14 protein-coding genes are annotated in these 19130 nt (G+C 31.9%); 9 read left to right on the top strand and 5 right to left on the bottom strand.

Going from position 1 to position 19130, the window contains the following annotated elements; all coding sequences use genetic code 11:
- The first annotated feature begins 1 nt into the window (after position 1).
- A complete protein-coding gene (gene glmS, locus ACQY1Q_RS13270) occupies positions 2-1858 on the top strand; it encodes a glutamine--fructose-6-phosphate transaminase (isomerizing) (protein WP_431005806.1) in 1857 nt (618 codons plus the stop codon).
- Positions 1859-1915: 57 nt separating this feature from the next.
- Here glmS and ACQY1Q_RS13265 read toward each other — a convergent pair whose 3' ends face one another.
- Complete coding sequence (locus ACQY1Q_RS13265; protein WP_431005805.1) at positions 1916-2875, bottom strand: endonuclease/exonuclease/phosphatase family protein; 960 nt, start codon at positions 2873-2875, stop codon at positions 1916-1918.
- A gap of 340 nt (positions 2876-3215) precedes the next feature.
- Here ACQY1Q_RS13265 and ACQY1Q_RS13260 point away from each other — a divergent pair, with 340 nt between their 5' ends.
- Entirely contained in the window at positions 3216-3539 is a 324-nt protein-coding gene (locus tag ACQY1Q_RS13260; RefSeq protein ID WP_431005804.1) for a hypothetical protein, read from the top strand.
- A 44-nt stretch (positions 3540-3583) separates the two neighbouring features.
- Here the strand turns inward: ACQY1Q_RS13260 and ACQY1Q_RS13255 are convergent, their stop codons facing one another.
- Together ACQY1Q_RS13255 and ACQY1Q_RS13250 are read right to left on the bottom strand one after the other, a co-directional pair.
- The gene (locus ACQY1Q_RS13255) at positions 3584-4018 is read right to left on the bottom strand and encodes a LexA family protein (RefSeq protein WP_431005803.1); all 435 of its coding nucleotides are present in this window, start codon (positions 4016-4018) and stop codon (positions 3584-3586) included.
- A 2-nt stretch (positions 4019-4020) separates the two neighbouring features.
- The gene (locus ACQY1Q_RS13250; protein WP_431005802.1) at positions 4021-5274 is read right to left on the bottom strand and encodes a Y-family DNA polymerase; all 1254 of its coding nucleotides are present in this window, start codon (positions 5272-5274) and stop codon (positions 4021-4023) included.
- A gap of 35 nt (positions 5275-5309) precedes the next feature.
- Between ACQY1Q_RS13250 and hflX the strand changes: the two genes are divergently transcribed.
- From hflX to ACQY1Q_RS13220, 6 genes are all read left to right on the top strand, one after another.
- Positions 5310-6506, top strand: coding sequence for a GTPase HflX (hflX, locus tag ACQY1Q_RS13245; protein WP_431005801.1), 1197 nt, complete (start codon positions 5310-5312; stop codon positions 6504-6506).
- Between the two features lie 374 nt (positions 6507-6880).
- Positions 6881-7609, top strand: a complete 729-nt coding sequence (locus tag ACQY1Q_RS13240) for an energy transducer TonB (protein ID WP_431005800.1) — start codon at positions 6881-6883, stop codon at positions 7607-7609.
- A gap of 128 nt (positions 7610-7737) precedes the next feature.
- On the top strand, positions 7738-8463 hold the full coding sequence (locus ACQY1Q_RS13235) for an energy transducer TonB (RefSeq protein WP_431005799.1): 726 nt from the start codon (positions 7738-7740) through the stop codon (positions 8461-8463).
- Between the two features lie 42 nt (positions 8464-8505).
- Complete coding sequence (locus ACQY1Q_RS13230) at positions 8506-11250, top strand: TonB-dependent receptor (protein WP_431005798.1); 2745 nt, start codon at positions 8506-8508, stop codon at positions 11248-11250.
- A 201-nt stretch (positions 11251-11451) separates the two neighbouring features.
- Positions 11452-12246, top strand: a complete 795-nt coding sequence (locus ACQY1Q_RS13225) for an energy transducer TonB (protein ID WP_431005797.1) — start codon at positions 11452-11454, stop codon at positions 12244-12246.
- A gap of 34 nt (positions 12247-12280) precedes the next feature.
- Complete coding sequence (locus tag ACQY1Q_RS13220) at positions 12281-15037, top strand: TonB-dependent receptor (protein WP_431005796.1); 2757 nt, start codon at positions 12281-12283, stop codon at positions 15035-15037.
- A gap of 83 nt (positions 15038-15120) precedes the next feature.
- Here the strand turns inward: ACQY1Q_RS13220 and ACQY1Q_RS13215 are convergent, their stop codons facing one another.
- Complete coding sequence (locus tag ACQY1Q_RS13215) at positions 15121-15573, bottom strand: hypothetical protein (protein ID WP_431005795.1); 453 nt, start codon at positions 15571-15573, stop codon at positions 15121-15123.
- Positions 15574-15749: 176 nt separating this feature from the next.
- Positions 15750-17504: an aspartate--tRNA ligase gene (gene aspS / locus ACQY1Q_RS13210; RefSeq protein ID WP_431005794.1), complete on the bottom strand. Its 1755-nt coding sequence runs from the start codon at positions 17502-17504 to the stop codon at positions 15750-15752.
- A 985-nt stretch (positions 17505-18489) separates the two neighbouring features.
- Between aspS and ACQY1Q_RS13205 the strand changes: the two genes are divergently transcribed.
- The gene (locus ACQY1Q_RS13205; protein WP_431005793.1) at positions 18490-18837 is read left to right on the top strand and encodes a HopJ type III effector protein; all 348 of its coding nucleotides are present in this window, start codon (positions 18490-18492) and stop codon (positions 18835-18837) included.
- Positions 18838-19130 lie beyond the last annotated feature (293 nt).

The raw sequence follows: 19130 nt of genomic DNA, 5'->3' as shown, positions 1-19130 counted from the left end.
TATGTGTGGTATAACAGGTTATATAGGTTACAGAGATGCATATCCTATTGTAATTAACGGATTAAAGCGTTTAGAATACAGAGGTTATGATAGTGCCGGAATTATGATGTATGACGGAGACGAAATGCATTTATCAAAAACCAAAGGAAAGGTTAGCGATTTAGAAGTAATTACAAACAGTAATGAAAATAAAAAAGGAGGAAAAATTGGTATTGGTCATACCCGTTGGGCTACTCATGGGGTACCAAATGATACTAATTCGCACCCTCACTTTTCTCAATCGGGAGATTTAGTAATTGTTCACAACGGTATTATTGAGAATTATGATACATTAAAAAAAGAATTAATTGCTCGTGGTTATACTTTTCAAAGTGATACAGATACTGAAGTTTTAGTAAACTTAATTGAAGAAATTAAGAAAAACGAAGGTTGTAAATTAGGTAAAGCGGTTCAATTAGCCTTAACAAATGTTATTGGAGCATATGCTATAGCTGTTTTTGACAAAACAAAACCTAATGAACTTGTTGTTGCCAGATTAGGAAGCCCTATAGCTATTGGTGTTGGAAAAGATAATGAAGAATTCTTCGTTGCTTCAGATGCTTCACCTTTTATTGAATATACTAAAAATGCCATTTATCTTGAAGATGGTGAATTAGCTATCATAAAGAAAGATAAAGGGATTAAAGTTCGTAAAATTGAAACCGACAATGAAGTTGATGCTGACATTCAAGAATTACAATTAAATCTTGAACAAATAGAAAAAGGAGGCTTTGATCATTTCATGATTAAAGAAATTCATGAACAACCTAAAGCAATAATTGATACTTACAGAGGTAGAATGCTACCTAATGAAGGTATTATACGTATGGCCGGGATTGATGATAATATTTCAAAATTCCTGAATGCTGATAGAATTATTATTGTTGCTTGTGGTACATCTTGGCATGCCGGATTAGTAGGTGAATACTTATTTGAAGACATGGCTAGAATTCCTGTTGAAGTTGAATATGCTTCTGAATTTAGATATAGAAATCCTATTATTACTCCGAAAGATATTGTAATTGCTATTTCACAATCAGGTGAAACTGCTGATACATTAGCTGCTATTAAACTGGCAAAATCTAAAGGAGCTTTTGTTTTTGGTGTATGTAATGTTGTTGGATCATCTATAGCAAGAGAAACTCACGCCGGAGCATATACTCATGCCGGTCCGGAAATAGGAGTAGCTTCTACGAAAGCTTTTACCACTCAAATTACCGTACTTTCGTTAATTGCTTTAAAATTAGCGCAGGCAAAAGGAACACTTTCTAAATCTGCTATAAACAATTACTTACAAACCTTACAGCAAATACCTACTCAAATTGAAAGTTTATTAAAAATAGACCCTGTCGTTAGAGAAATTTCTGAAGTATATAAAAATGCTAAAAACTGTTTGTATTTAGGTAGAGGATTTAATTTCCCTGTTGCATTAGAAGGAGCATTAAAACTTAAAGAGATTTCATACATTCACGCAGAAGGATATCCAGCTGCCGAAATGAAACACGGTCCTATTGCTTTAATTGATGAAAATATGCCTGTTTTTGTAATTGCGACTAGCAAGGGTCATTACGAAAAAGTTGTAAGTAATATTCAAGAAATTAAATCAAGAAGTGGAAAAATAATTGCCATAGTTACTGAAGGTGATGTTACCGTAAAGGAAATTGCAGATCACGTAATTGAAATTCCGGATACTGAAGAAGCTTTTACTCCTCTTCTTACTACAATACCTTTACAGCTTTTATCATATCACATTGCCGTAATGTTAGGTAAAAACGTAGATCAGCCAAGAAACTTAGCTAAATCTGTTACTGTTGAATAACGGATAAATATAAATTATATTAAAAATAACTCAAAAGCTTCCTGAACACAGGAAGCTTTATTTTTTGGTTAAAAACTTAATATATACAGGAAAATGATCTGAAAAACCTCCTTCATACCAAGGACCAATGTAGGTTCTAAACGGACTTCCTTTAAACTTACCTTTATAAATTCTCATCCAGGGTTTTTTAAATATATAAGCTCCTGTGAAATGTAAGCTACTATTTTCTGAGAAAAAGTTTTTAGACACTATTATTTGATCAAAAAGATGCCATTCTCCTAAATACGTTAATGTTCCATTATTCTTTCTATGTAAAGATTCCATTGGATTGAAAAAATCATTTTTAACAAGATAATTTTTAACACTCTCACTGGAAGGATCATCATTAAAATCGCCCATAACTATAAACTTAGGTTCATGCTTTTCCTCTAATTTTATTTCTTCTATTATTTCTCTGGCTTGCTTAGCAGCCATAATTCTCTTTTGCCTTGTTTCAAGCTCTCCATCTCTTCTGGAAGGCCAATGATTTACTAAAACATATACCAAATCTCCATGTAAAGCCCCTTTAACCACCAAAATATCTCTTGTATAGTCTATACTTCCATCAGTATCAATCAACTCAACAGAAACGGTTTTTGAAGAAAGTACTGTAAATAATTTAGGATTATACAATAAAGCTACATCGATGCCTCTTTCATCAGGTGAATCATAATGTATATAATCATAATTAGAATTAATTAAATTCCTATGTCTTGTTAAATCTTCTAATACATTTGTGTTTTCAACTTCAACTAATCCTATTAATGCCGGAGGATGAATTGAACTTTCTTTTCCCAGTATTGATAAAATAGAGGTAATTTTCTTTATTTTCAGTCTATATTTCCCTTTATTCCATTTTAATCTTCCCTTAGGGGTATATTCATCATCATTTTTAAAAGGATCATTAATTGTGTCAAATAAATTTTCAACATTATAAAAACCTACAGTTAGGGAACTTCTCTTCTTATTTTTAGGCATTTAACTACTATTTCAGGTTATTATACACAAGAGAATTTCATCAAAATAAACATAATACTAACACAACAATATTAAATAAATCATATTAATATTTCTTAAAAGAATATTTAAAACACAATTCTGCTTAATTATCTTTCAATTATACTTAAAAAAATTGCAAAAACATAGTAACTAATCAATATTATGCTTGTGTAAACTTAGGTTGTATAAAACCTTTAAATAACAGTAAAAAAATATTTTTATAACACCCAAAAACAGAATTAAAACACTAATAACCAGTAATTTTACATCGAATTTAAAAACAAAAATTAATTCCTTAATCTAGAAAAAAAACAAAAAGATGAGAAAGTTCGTTTTATTCGTATTCATTGCAATGATTAACGTGTCTTTATTTGCAGCAAATGAAAACCCATTAAAAGAGGAAATTAGAACTAATATTGTAAAATTATTAGGTAAGGCCAACTTTAAAGTTGAAGAAGAATTTAAAACAACCGTTGATTTTTTAGTTAATAAAAAAGGGCAGGTTGTAATATTGAACATTGATTGTAATAGCCCTGTAGTTTGTGAATATATTAAAAGTAAACTTAACTACAAAAAGGTATATAACAATTCAAATCAATCGATACAAGTATATAAAATGCCTTTAAGAATTCTTAAAAGCTAATTTTTAGTTGTGTGTAATTTGAACCTCGCTAAAGCGGGGTTTTTTTATACCTTTTTTATAACATTGGTAACTATACCCCAAATAATAAAGTTATTTTCTTCTGTAATTTCAATTATTGGATACTTAGGATTTTCCGGTTTTAGCCAAACTTTACTTCCTTCAACTCTTAATCGTTTTACAGTAAATTCTCCATCTAAAAAACACACCGCAATTTTATTATTAACCGGCTCAATACTTCTATCAATTACCAATAAATCATTGTCATCTATTCCTGCATCTATCATAGATTGCCCACTAACTCTAGCAAAAAAAGTAGCCTCTTTATTTTTAATTAGTTCTTCATCTAAAGAAATTCTTTTTTCTCTAAAATCATCTGCCGGTGATGGAAACCCTGCTGAAATACCAATATCAACAAACAATGCACCTTCTGTCATACCTTTTTTAGGTGTAAAAAATGTTAATGAACTCACCTTTTCCATACTTATTTTACCTTAATAATTTGATTAATATTAGTTGTGTATTTAGGCGACAAATGCTCTTGACGCATTTTCCATGTACGTTCTAAATCTTGATTTGCCAATTTAATTTTATCAGATTTATATTTATTATTAACAAAATCAATAACATTCATTAATGATTTGTGCTTTGGATTTTCGTTTTCAAAAATATTCAATTGATAATTATCATTAGGAACTAAACCTGTAATAATTACTCCGGCTCTTTTGTAATTAATTCCTTTTTTAAAAATCATTTCAACAGCTTTTAACGCTTCTTTTGTAATTAATAAAGATGAATTTGTTGGATGTGAAAAAATTACAGATTTACTGGCCTTATAACGTTCTTGATCTTTTTCATACCTATTACTGCTTAATGTTACAATAAGCATATAACAACATGATTGTTGTTTTCTTAGTTTTTCTGCACACGACATGGCAAAAGTGGCCACTCTTTCTTTTAAATCTATGATATCAGAGAATGTTGATTCAAAACTTCTGGTTGTCGCAATTGCTTTTTTAGTAGTAGTATCTTCAAGTTGTAAAACAGGAATTCCTTTGAGATCTTGCTGTAATTTCCATTCAGTAATAGAAAAATTACTACGCAACCAATTACTATCTAATTGTGTAAAATCGTACGCTTTTATACAACCTTTTTCTTTTAATCTCTTTTGTAGTCTATACCCTATTCCCCAAACTTTTTCAATTGTTAGCCACTTTAATGCTCTTATTCTTTTTTCCTCGGAATCAATTACATAAACACCTCCGGTTTCTTTCGGAAATTTACGTGCAATTTTATTCGCTACTTTACTTAACGCCTTTGTAGGAGCTATACCTACACACGTTGGAATTCCTATCCATTTTGCTATTCTATTTTTAATTTTTTTACCATAATCTTCAAAATCAAGAGTATCAAATCCTTTAAATTCTAAAAAGGCCTCGTCAATTGAGTACACTTCAACATCTGGTGTAAATTGAGTTAAAATACTCATCACTCGTTCACTCATATCACCATACAATGGGTAATTAGACGATAAAACTGTTATATCAAAACGTTCAAAATCTTGTTTAAACTTGAATGCAGGAGCTCCCATCGGTATAAATTTCTTTGCCTCATCACTACGAGAAATCACACAACCATCATTATTACTCAATACAACTATAGGCTGATTAAGTAACCCCGGGTTAAATACACGCTCACAAGAAGCATAAAAATTATTACAATCCACTAAAGCAAACATACGGTAAAGATAAGAAATTTGTACTTTTGCAGTCTATGATTGAAACACGTAAAGCCATATCTGAAAAAGCGGTTTTAATAGGTATTATAACCCAACATCAAGATGAAAAACAATCTGAAGAATATTTAGATGAATTAGAATTCTTAACCTTAACGGCAGGAGGTATTGCTGTTAAACGATTTGTTCAAAAATTAGACAAACCAAATCCTAAAACCTTTTTAGGTACCGGTAAGTTGGAAGATGTTAAAGCATATATAGACGCTCACGATATTGGAACCGCTATTTTTGATGATGAACTTTCACCTGCTCAGTTACGAAATGTTGAAAGAATTTTGGATTGTAAAATTTTAGATCGTACCAATTTAATTTTAGACATTTTCGCAAGTAGAGCGCAAACCAGCTCCGCAAAAACTCAAGTTGAGTTAGCTCAATACCAATATTTATTACCCAGATTAACCAGACTGTGGACTCACCTTGATAAACAAAAAGGGGGAATTGGTATGCGTGGACCCGGAGAAACTGAAATAGAAACTGACCGTCGTATCATTAGAGATAAGATTACCTTGTTGAAAAAGAAATTAGAAACCATAGATAAACAAATGGTAATTCAACGAAAAAACAGAGGTAAAATGGTACGTGTTGCTTTAGTTGGTTATACAAACGTTGGAAAATCAACTTTAATGAATGTTATTAGTAAAAGTGAAGTTTTTGCAGAAAACAAGCTATTTGCTACATTAGATACAACTGTTAGAAAAGTGGTTATTAAAAACATTCCGTTTTTAATGACAGACACCGTTGGTTTTATCAGAAAACTGCCTACTCAATTAGTAGAATCTTTCAAATCTACGTTAGATGAGGTAAGAGAAGCAGACTTATTACTACATGTTGTTGATATTTCTCATCCAAATTTTGAAGATCATATTGCTTCAGTAAATAGTATTTTAGATGAAATAGACAGCGGCAATAAGCCCACAGTCATGGTTTTTAATAAAATAGATGCTTACACCCATGAAAGCATTGATGAAGATGATATTGTTACTGAAAAAACAAAGGCTCATTACACATTAGAAGATTGGAAAAAAACATGGATGAGTGATTTACAAAAAGAAAGCCTTTTTATTTCAGCATTAAATAAAAGCAACCTTGAAGAATTCAAAGAAAGAGTATATGAAGAAGTACGAAAAATTCATATCCAACGCTTTCCATATAACGATTTTTTATATTATGAATAGCAAGGTTTTACATAAGCTTTAAGGATACTTAACTAAAATTGAACATCTTGTATTCGTTTTTTAATATTTTTTTTATTATCTTTAAATTTCAATTGTAATAATTATTACAGCTTAATTATTAACATATTAATTCCCCCTAAAATGAAAAATACATACATTAAATTAAAAAAAGGAACTTCGAGTTCTGGTAAAAGAGTAAAAATTGGCTTTCCAATTCTAATCAGCCTTGTTGCATAATTATTAATCTTTCCTATTTAATAGTTATATAAATACACAGCTTACTACTACATTAACTCAATACTCTTAATCAGAACTAGGTAAACTAATTCTCATTATCGGTATACTATTATTTAGGAAATCTAACAGTAGGCACCATGAAGAAATTAGCTATATTTTTACAAATAGTCTTAATGTTTCACTCCGCACTATCACAAGAGGTATGTGCTCCTAAAGAAACATCAGAAAATATCAATGATATTTCCAGTATAGCAAAATGTACAGTTGTTAGCAATGCTAATAGTGAAGGCACAAAAGAAAAGTCAAAGGTAACGGTTGTTTCAAGCAGAAATCACCAAAAAAGACGTTCTCTTAATGAAGTACAAACAGCTAGTGAACTATTTTCTGCAGATGTTAATCACCTAAAAACCACAGACAGTATAGAGCAGTTAAAAATAACACGCATAAAACAAAAAATTACAGCAATCAATACTGCCTTAGAAGAAAAAATTTCTTTAGAGCAGGTTCCTTTTAATTCAGTAGAAGAAATTCCGAAATTTAGAAATTGTTCTGATGAATCCTTAGATGAAGTAGATTGCTTTAACTATGAGATGCAAGAGCATTTAATGCAAAACATTATATATCCTGAAAAAGCAGTACAAAAAAGGATTGAAGGAGATATTTGGGTAAGTTTTGTAATTACCTCGTCAGGAAATGTTAGAAACATAGTTGCTACCGGCCCCGAAAACAGCGATAGCTTAAAAGAAGAAGCTATTAGAGTAATTTCTTTATTACCTTCGTTTATTCCGGGAAAACAAAACAATCAAGATGTTAATGTTACTTACACTTTTCCAATAAGCTTTAGTCTTGAGAGCACAACAGATTAATTAAACGTTATTTTTTATACTGATTAACAGACATATAATATTTTTTTGTAAATTCGTATGTTATTTTTACAGTTTCACAACGACTAACCAAGCAGTTTTGTTTATTGTAAAATGATTAATACCCCAGTATGAAGAAAGCAGTCTTATTATTAATGCTAGGAACATTATATGTTTCTAACATCCAAGCTCAGGAAGTTTGTGAGTCTTCGGAGGATGCCGTTGCAGATTTAAACAGTATTACAAAGTGTACGGTTAAACAATCTGATGATGATAAAAACAAAAAAACGAGACAAATTACTGTTAAAGTCTCAGCTAGTAAAAGATATTTAAAAAAGAGAGAACTTGCCAAAAAACAAAGTGTTAATTCACTCGCTAGTGTTAATAGCTCTGGTATTGAAAGTAACGAAGTAAAGTCAGAATTTGGAGAATCTCTATCCTTTAAAAATAATATTGAGGACATTAAAAACAAGTTATCTGCTGAAGAAATAAAAAGTGCTTTAAAATTTAGCACGGTAGATAAAATCCCTGCATTTGAAGAATGTTCAAGTGTAAAGGATGATGAACGTATGAATTGCTTTAATGAGGCAATGATAAAGCATATTCAAAAATACTTCAGATATCCTAGTCAAGCAGTAAAAGAATCTATCCAAGGAGAAGTTTGGGTACGTTTTATTATTGACAAAGATGGAAATGTAAAGAATATAAAAGCTTTAGGGCCTAAAAACGGTGATATTTTAAACAATGAAGCCAAAAGAGTAGTATATAACTTACCTAAGTTTAAACCTGCTAAAAAAGATGGAAAACGTGTTTCTGTAAAATATGGATTCCCTATCACGTTCTCTTTAGATGAATAAGGCCTTTTATTCAGTCAAATAATCTTTCTAACCCCCAATATTATGCAAAAAAAAATACTATTACCTATTTTTTTATTGTTAAACACACTTCTTTTTGCTCAAAGTACAATAACAGGAACTGTTTATGATGAGTATTTAGAGCCTTTCGCAAGTGCTGTTATAACAACCTCAAAAGAGCATGTAGTATCGGATAGTGATGGAACGTTTTCATTGAAAACGACCTTAGCTTTTCCTTTTACTGTTCAAATTTCTGCCTTTGGATATAGGACAGAAACTATTGAAGTAACTTCTGCCGATCAAGAAATTAATGTGATCCTAAAAGAAAACATTGCACTTGATGAAGTAGTTATTTCTGCCTCACGTTCTCCTGAACGTGTTATTGAATCTCCTGTAACCATAGAACGTATTGGTATTACAGAAATAAAAAGAAACACCTCAGTTTCTTTTTATGATGGTTTGAAAAACTTAAAAGGGATAGAATCCAGAGAAGCTAATTACGGATTTAAATCAATTAACTCTCGTGGTTTCTCTACTTTTGACAACACTCGTTTTGTACAGTTAGTTGACGGAGTAGAAACCTCAATACCTGCACTTAACTTTTCGGCAGGTAATATTGTAGGGCTTTCAGATTTAGATGTAAAAGATGTGGAGATACTTCCGGGTGCGTCATCAGCTTTATATGGAGCAAATGCCTTCAACGGAATCTTATTAATGAGAAGTAAAAGTCCATTTGATTACGCAGGAATTAGCACCTATTTTAAAACCGGTTTCATAAGCCAAGAAGCTACAGATACTGAGCAATTTTATGATGTAGGTATTCGTATGGCATATAAGTTTGATGAAAAATTAGCTGCAAAAGCTAATTTAACTTACTTCCGAGCAGAAGAATGGAATGCTACCAGTACAGCTAATACCTCAGGAGTTGGAGGAGAAATTATTAGCGGAAATAGAGAAAGTAACCATGATTATGATGGGTTAAACGTATATGGTGACGAATTTTCATTTACTTTAAAACAAATTGCAGCAGCAGGTGGTTTACCTCAAAACATTATAGACGGTTTACCAAACGATGCAATAAGTAGAACAGGTTACGAAGAAAAAAACCTAGTAGACTACAATGGAAACAACCTAAAGTTTGATGCCTCTGTACATTTTAGACCATGGGCAAATGACAAACTAGAAATTATATTAAACTCTCGTTTTTCAAGAGGTAATAACATTTACCAAGGTACAAACCGTTTTTTCCAAAAAGATTATTTTGTACAACAATATAAATTGGAATTTTTAGGTAAAAACTACTTCTTAAGAGGTTACTATACTGGTAATGATTCCGGAAAAAGTCATGACTTAAGATTTGTTGGATTAGCATTAAATGAACTAAGTAAACCATCTCAGGTTTGGTATGCAGATTATTTAGGCGCTTACTTAAATACCGGTAGCCACCAAATTGCAAGACAAGCGGCAGATAATAACAGATTACAACCTGGTACAAATGAGTTTAAAAATGCTATACAGCAAATTATAGAAACTCCTATTGCAGATGGAGGAGCAGCAATTAAAGACCAAACTTCTTTTTATCATGCAGATGCCAATTATAATTTTAGAGATATTATTAAGTGGGGAGAAATTCAAGTAGGAGGTTCATTTAGAAGACACATAGTTAACTCAAATGGTACACTATTTACTGATAAAGACAGTAAGATTACTTTTGACAACTACGGTTTTTATTCTCAAATTCAGAAAAAGTTTTTTGAAGACAAACTTAAATTCACAGGTTCTATCCGTTACGATAAATCAAAGAATTTTGAAGGAAACTTCTCACCAAGGGTAGCCCTTAACTATTCATTAGGTAAAAATAATGATCATGTTTTAAGAGCTTCTTACCAAACCGGTTTTAGAAACCCTAGTATTATAGAGCAGTACTTTGGATTAAAAACAGGCCCAAATAGCTTTAACATAGGTACCGCTGATGAAAATTTAGATCGTTTTGTAACCACAGTAGCTAACAGTAACGGTAGTACAAGTACTTTAACAGGTAGAGATGCTTTTAACAATTCATTTGTAGCAGCATCTGTTTATAACGGAACTCCTGAAAAGGCAAATGTTTCACCTATCAGACCTGAAAAAGTAACTTCCTATGAATTAGGATACAGAAGTATCATAGGGTTAAGTAATGATAATATTCTGGAATTAGATGTAAACGGATATTATAACCAATATAAAGACTTTGTTGCCTTTAAAAATGTGATTGTTCCTAACTACGGAAAAATAGATAGCAATGGACAGCCTGACGCACAAGCTGCAAGCGCTTTAGCTAACCGTGATTTTACCGAATTTACTCTTAACACAAACTCATTAGCTGAGATTAGTTCATACGGAATTGGTGTAGGATTAAATACTAAAATTTTGAAGTCTTTCAATGTGGGGCTTAATTATACATTATCAAGAATGATTTTTGATCAAGATTCTGACCCAAACTTTAGCCCTGGATTTAATACACCGGAGCATCAAGTAAAATTCATGTTTGGAAATCCTAACTTATTTAAAAACTTTGGATTTAACATTAATGCCAGATGGCAAGATTCATTTTTATGGCAATCTAGTTTCTTAAACGGAACTATAGACTCAAGAACAGTAGTAGACGCTCAAATCAATTACAGAGTACCAGCTATTAAATCAAGATTTAAAATTGGCGGAACGAATTTAACCGGAAAAGAATACTATGTAGCTCCGGGATCTGGAAAAATAGGTTCGTTATATTATATCTCTTGGACTATTAATAATTAAGCGAAAAGCACCTAAATATCTTAAAAAAGAGATGAGATTACTTTAATTTCATCTCTTTTTTTTGTACCTTTAAACATATAGTAACTCAAAAAAAAACAAAAAAGTATTTGTATGTTATAATTTTTTCATAATTTTGCGCCCTAAAAAACTACTAAACTACTATATTACAAGTAAATAAATAATATTTTTAACCCCTTAAATATGAAGAAAACATTTTTGTTGATAGTATTAGTAGTACTCTCATTTCGCGTATATGCGCAAGAAGTTTGTGAAAATCCTGAAGATGATGCTTTAGATTTAAACAGCATTACAAAATGTTCTATAAAGCCTTCTAAAGATTCTAAAGACAAAAAATCAAGACAAATTACGGTTAAAGTATCTGCAAGTAAGCGTTTTTTAAAGAAAAGAGAAATCATTAAAAAACAAGCCGCTTCTAGTATTAGTGATGTAAATACTGCCGGAGTATCAGAAATTGCTACTAAGCAACCCATAGCTAGTGATGCAATTAAAGCTGAACCTATAGCTGATAGTGAAATTATAACTCCTAGTCCATCAGTAGCTGAACCTACTGATATTAAAAACAACATTGAATCATTAAAAGAAAAACTATCTAAAGAAGAGATACAAAAAGCCGAAAGGTTTAGTACTGTAGATGCAATACCTTCTTTTAATGCTTGTAATAGTAATGACTTAAGTGAGATGGAAAGACTTGATTGTTTTAATATTGAAATGATTAAACATATTCAAAAACATTTCCGTTACCCAAGTGAAGCTGTAAGAAATCAAATTGAAGGTGAAGTTTGGGTTCGTTTCATCATTGATAAAGACGGATATGTGAGCAATATTAAAACATTAGGACCAAAAAATGGCGAGCTTCTTAATGAAGAAGCAAGAAGAGTGGTAACCAAATTACCTCGCTTTGAGCCAGCTCAGAAAAATGGCAAGTCTATATCTGTAAAATATGGTTTCCCAATAAACTTCTCATTAGAAGAATAATCAATTAATCTTTATATAATCAAAATCCCAAAAAATGGTTAAAAAACAGTTAGCTGTAATTGTTTTTGCATTGTTAGCAATTACCAGTTTTGCACAAGTAAAAATTAGTGGAATCGTTTATGACGAATACCTAGAGCCTTTTTACAGTGCTAAAATTACTCAAGGAAGAAATTATGCTATATCTAATACAAACGGAGAATTTACCCTTAAAATTGAAGGAAAGTTACCCCAAACTATCTCTGTTTCTGCATTTGGATATAAAACAGAAGAAGTAATCGTAACTTCTCAAGACCAAGAAATTAACGTGATTCTTAAAGAAAATATACTTCTTGACCAAGTTGTTATTTCTGCATCGCGTGTGCCTGAAAGAATCATTGAATCTCCTGTAACAGTAGAACGTTTTGGTTTAACTGATATCAGAAGAAACAGTTCTAACTCATTCTATGATGGTTTAACAAACTTAAAAGGAATTAACTCAAGAGAAGGAAGCTATGGTTTTAAATCTATTAATACCAGAGGTTTTTCTGACTTTAGTAACGTTCGTTTTGTACAGTTAGTAGACGGGATGGATACGGCTGCACCTGCTTTAAACTTTAGTGCTGGTAATTTATCAGGAGTTTCTGAGTTAGACATTCAAAGTGTGGAAATATTACCAGGTGCATCTTCTGCATTATATGGGGCAAACGCCTATAACGGTATTATGTTATTAAACACTAAGAGTCCATTTGATTTTACCGGAATTAGTGTTTTATTTAAAAGCGGATACATGCATCAAAATGCTGCAGGAAACAATCCGTTTTACGATGCTACTGTAAGAATGGCTTACAGATTTAGTGATGCTTTTGCTGCTAAAGTTAACTTTTCATACTTTAAAGCCGAAGAATGGCACGCTACTGATTACAGAAATAAAGAAGTTGATAGTGCTAAATTAATTGACGGTAGTGTAAATTCAACTATAAACTATGATGGAGTTAACACGTATGGTGATGAATTATTTTCTGATTTAGCACTTTTTACCGGAGATGTAAATGATATAGGAAAATTAATTAGAAGAACCGGATATAAAGAAAGTGATCTTATAAAAGATTATAGTTCTAAAAACTTAAAGTTCTCCGGATCTTTACATTTTAGACCTTTTAACGACGAGTCTTTAGAAATTCAATTAGCTACAAGATTAGCTATGGGAAACAACCTTTTCCAAGGTACTAGTAGATTTGCTCAACGTGATTACTATATAGGACAATCAAAATTAGAAGTAAAAGGAACTAACTTTTACATTAGAGGATACTATACAAGAAACGATGCCGGAAAAAGTTATGATTTAACAAGAACCGGTATTTTTATGAACGAAGCTTCTACTCCTTTTGATACTTGGTTAGGAGATTTTGTTACTCAATGGTATGTTAATAATCAATCAATTGAAGCGGCTAGAAAATATGCTGATAGAAATAGATTAGTACCGGGAACAAATGCATTTAATACAGAATTCAACAGAATTACAACAACTCTTCTTACTGAAGGTGGTAGTGCTATTTATGACAAGAGTTCATACGCACATGCTGATGCTAACTACAACTTCAGAAGTTTACTAAATGATTGGGCAGATGTTCAAATAGGAGGTTCATACCGTCAGTACAACCCAGACTCAAAAGGAACAATCTTTAACGATGCTAACCTACCTATTAGCGTTGAAGAATATGGTGTATATACTCAAATTCAAAAGAAATTAATGAATGAGAGATTAAAGTTAACAGGATCTATCCGTTATGATAAATCTCAAAACTTTAACGGAAACTATTCTCCTCGTTTAGCTGTAAACTATGCTTTAGGTGAAAGTAAAACGCACATTTTAAGAGCGTCATACCAAACCGGTTTCAGAAACCCTACTATACAAGAACAGTATTTATTTTTAAATACTGCTGTAAAAACAAACGTAGGATCAACTGCTGATAACTTAAGCAGAATTGAGTTCGAAAACAGACATTTTTTCCCTGGTTACGGAACTATCGTTACCACAACAACCGGTGATGATATTATTAACAATGCTTTATTAACCAGATCTGTTTACGACGCTAACTTTACAGGTGAAAGTCTTATAAAGTCTGACTATAAAGAAATACAACCGGAAGTTGTAAGAACTTATGAAGCCGGGTATAGAGGAATTATAAAATTAAACAACAATAATAACTTAGATTTAGACATCAACGGTTTTTATAGCCAACACGATGATTTTGTATTTTTCCAAGATGTGGTTGTTCCAGACTATGGAACTGTAATTGCTACCGGACAATTAGATGCTGATGCTAATTTTGCTCTAAATAATGGACATGTACGTGAGTTTTACTTAGTAACTAACAGTAAATCTAAAGTAAAATCATACGGTTTCGGATTAGGATTACACACTAAGTTTTTAAAGAATTTTGATTTTGGATTCAATTATAACTTTATAGACTATACTTTTAAAGATTTAGACTACGGTTTATTTGAGCCTAACTTTAACACTCCTAAACATACTGTTAAAGCACAGGTTAGTAACGATAAGTTATTTGATAACTTCGGATTTAGTGTAAATGCAAGATGGCAAGATAAATACAGATGGGTTTCACCGTTTGTAAAAGGTGATGTTGATGCAAGAACAGTAATTGATGCTCAATTAAACTACCGTATTCCTTCTTGGAAATCTAAATTCAAAATTGGTGGAACTAACTTATTTGGTAAAGAGTACTATGTTGCTCCTGGATCAGGTCAAATAGGTCAGTTATACTATGTATCATGGATTATAAACGATTAAGATAATCGATCTACTATAAACTACAAAAAGCCTGTAAATTTCATTTACAGGCTTTCTTTTTATTTTTAAAATAGTAAGTACTATTATACCATTCTTTCTTCTTTTAAACGCATAAGAGTAGCCTTAGCATCAATTTTATTCAAAGATAAAAGTGATTTAGAGTTCACTATTAAAAACTTCTCTAAGCCCCCTTTATTATTGTTCATAGCAACTGAAGTATACACGGTATTTTTTATTCTTAATGATTTTGGTGTGCCTATTTGATCAAATGTATATTCTTTGGCATCCTTAAAAAGCTTTTTCATGACAAGTTTATTATTCTTAACTCTTGCCACACATAAGAACTTAAATAAATAGATATGTAACCCTATTAATAAAAGAAAAAACAGACCACCTAAAACAATGGCTCCTGTTGAGCCTTCTTTTATAATTTTTGATACGGCAACCGGAATAAATATAAGTGTTGCTAATGTACTTAAATACAAGCCCGGCATTGTCCAATTAGAAGATAATTTAATTTCTTGTTGTGCATTCATAAATCATTTATGTTTAGTATTTATTAAACAAAAATGAAGAATACGCTTCTTAAAACTAAAACTACTTATTATATGTTAATTCTTATTTATTATTTGATTACAATGAATTTTGAACATAAAAAACACCTCTGTCAGCAAGCTAACAGAGGTGTTTTGTAGTATTGTATTATCTAAAATTATTCTTTTATGGCTAATTTTATACTTAACTCTTCTAATTGAGCATTGTCAATAGTAGCAGGAGCATCAATCATTACATCACGTCCTGAATTGTTTTTAGGGAACGCAATAAAATCACGAATCGTTTCTTGTCCTCCTAAAATAGCTACTAAACGGTCTAAACCAAAAGCCAAGCCTCCGTGTGGTGGTGCACCGTATTCAAAAGCATCCATTAAGAAACCAAACTGAGCTTTTGCCTCTTCAGGTGTAAATCCTAAATGTTTAAACATAATAGCTTGCGTTTCTTTATCGTGAATTCTGATAGAACCTCCACCAATTTCATTTCCGTTCAATACTAAATCATACGCATTGGCTTTTACATCACCCGGATTAGTATCTAATAATTCTAACTGACCCGGTTTAGGAGAGGTAAACGGGTGGTGCATTGCGTGGTAATGCCCAGTCTCTTCATCAAGTTCTAACAACGGGAAATCTACTACCCATAATGGTGCAAATTCATCAGCTTTACGTAAACCTAAACGCTCTGCTAACTCCATACGCAAAGCGCTTAATTGCGCACGTACTTTGGTTGTTTTTCCTGAAAGAATACAAATCAAGTCACCTGCTTTAGCACCGGTTACTTCCGCCCACTTTGCTAGATCGTCTTGATCGTAAAATTTATCTACCGATGACTTATAAGTACCGTCTTCATTACAACGTGCATAGACCATTCCTAAGGCACCTACTTGCGGTCTTTTAACCCACTCAATTAATTGATCTATTTCTTTTCGCGTATAGGCGTTTCCTCCCGGAACAGCAATACCTACCACTAATTCAGCATCATTAAATACTTTAAAATCTTTATGCTGCGTTACTTCATTTAATTCGCCAAACTCCATTCCAAAACGAATATCCGGTTTATCATTTCCATATCTACGCATAGCGTCATCAAAAGTCATTCTAGGAAATTTATCTACCTCAACACCATTGATTTCTTTAAGTAAATGGCGTGTCATTCCTTCAAAAATTTCCAAAATATCTTCTTGCTCAACAAACGCCATTTCACAGTCTATCTGCGTAAACTCCGGTTGACGGTCGGCACGTAAATCTTCATCTCTAAAACACTTTACAATTTGGAAATACTTATCCATTCCTCCCACCATTAATAATTGCTTAAAGGTTTGTGGTGATTGTGGTAAGGCATAAAATTGCCCCGGATTCATACGAGAAGGTACTAGGAAATCACGAGCACCCTCAGGAGTAGATTTAATTAAATACGGTGTTTCAACATCAATAAATCCTTTGTCAGATAAATATTTGCGAACTTCCATCGATACTTTATGACGGAAAATTAAGCTGTTCTTAACCGGATTACGTCTAATATCTAAGTAACGATATTTCATACGTACATCTTCACCTCCATCCGTTTCATCTTCAATGGTAAAAGGAGGCAATTTAGCGCTGTTTAAAATGGTTAATTCAGAAACTAATACTTCAACATCACCTGTTGGCATGTTAGGGTTTTTAGAAGCTCTTTCAATAACAGTTCCTTTTACCTGAATTACAAACTCACGACCTAATGTTTTAGCTACGCTCATTAAATCTTTAGAAGTACGCTCTTCGTCAAAAATTAATTGTGTAATTCCGTAACGATCACGTAAATCTACCCAAATCATAAAACCTTTATCACGTGATTTTTGTACCCAACCTGCTAGGGTAACTTCTGTATTAATGTGCGATGCTCTTAACTCGCCACAAGTATGCGTTCTGTACATTTCTTGAATTTTTAGCTGTGCAAAATTAAGGATTTTATATGTATTTGTTAGTAGTTTTTATGTATTGAATATCATAGAAAATCTATCTTATTGTGATGATAGGTCATTAGCTACAAACAGTTAAGAGTTTAAGTAGCTTTTCATTGCCAACGTTATTCATAACCTTAAGGTGGTAACCTAGATAAAGCTCAATCGGGTAAACGACAAATTTCCTTTCGGGCATTACGAAGGAGTGGTAACGACTGAAGTAATCTCTTGATTCAAAGAGACTGCCACAGCAAAAGTATTTGCTTCGCAGTGACGGTCTTATTTTAAATTGTTACACACCCAATCAACCCTACACTATTGGTTTTATAAAAACGTATTCATTTTAAAAGTCAATACAGAGCACTTGTTAGAATAATGTTTGTGTTTAATTGTAAAAATGTTGTTTTTAACGGAATTTTGTTTCGTTTTTTGTTCAGCGGTGCCGCTCAAGAGAATAATGTTAGTTCATTGCGTTGAGCGGTTCCGCTGTGGAGAATAATGTTAGTTTATTACGTTCAGCGGCGCCGCTGTGATAAATAATCTTTGTTCATTGCGTCCAGCGACACCGCTGAAGTGAATAAAGTTAGTTCATTGGGTTGAGCGACACCGTTGACGGCAATTATTATGATATACTGTACTTATACCATTTGACGTTTGAAATGACCGCAATAAAACGTTCTTTTTTCCTTTCTATTTCAGAATAAAAAGAAACCATAGCTAGGCTATTCTTTAGTTTTCTTCTTTATATAAAGAAAAAAATCTTCATTTTCTTTTACAGTAATTTCAAACGTCAACTGGTATTAGCTGTGTTGCTCATTCCTTTTTTGCTGAAAGATTTACGATAGGTTTGTATTGGGATAGGTAATAAATCTATATAGTTCTATATTTATGCAGTACATGGCTTAATATTCTTTTTATTTGCAAATTGTAAACATGTATCTGATACAAATTAACAAACATGACAATAGAAGATTTTAAAACTAAAGTAAATCAACAACCGCAATTAATCGAGTTCTCAGAAACTATTGCAATTATAGATTCTAACTACGAGTTTACGCCTACTGCTTTTAAGAATGGTGACACTTACAACCCAAAAAATGAAAATAACGGTTCTTGTAAGGTATTTGCTTTTGCATTGCATCAAAAGTTAAGTAAAGAAGAAACGCTAGCCTGTTTTGGGCAATTCTACTTTAAGGATGTTTTAGAGAACCCTGAGGGCACGGATCATCAAAATATCAGAAATTTTATGCTGTATGGTTTTGACGGATTGGCTTTTGAGGGTACTGCCTTAACTTTAAAAAGCTAATGTGTTAACTATAGTTATCGGTAAAATATCTCTTACCACAAGTATGTTAAACCATTAGTTAACCTTTACAGGTACGTTTAAGTATAGTGTTTTTAAAATTACCGTTAATGGGCTTTGTATATGAAAAGTAACGGATTTTTAGCACTAATTTTTCAGATTATAACTGACTGTTAATTTATTCATTTTCTATTAATTAAGCGATTAAACCTCCATTTTTTATATACGTCTTAAGTTAGCAATTGTTTAAATTTAGTAATAAAAACCAGAAAGAAAAAGCGTAGAGTAAGGTTATG

The organism is Tenacibaculum sp. TC6 (genome assembly GCF_050606265.1).
Classification (GTDB): Bacteria; Bacteroidota; Bacteroidia; order Flavobacteriales; family Flavobacteriaceae; genus Polaribacter.
This window is presented reverse-complemented; position numbering and strand designations above follow the sequence as displayed.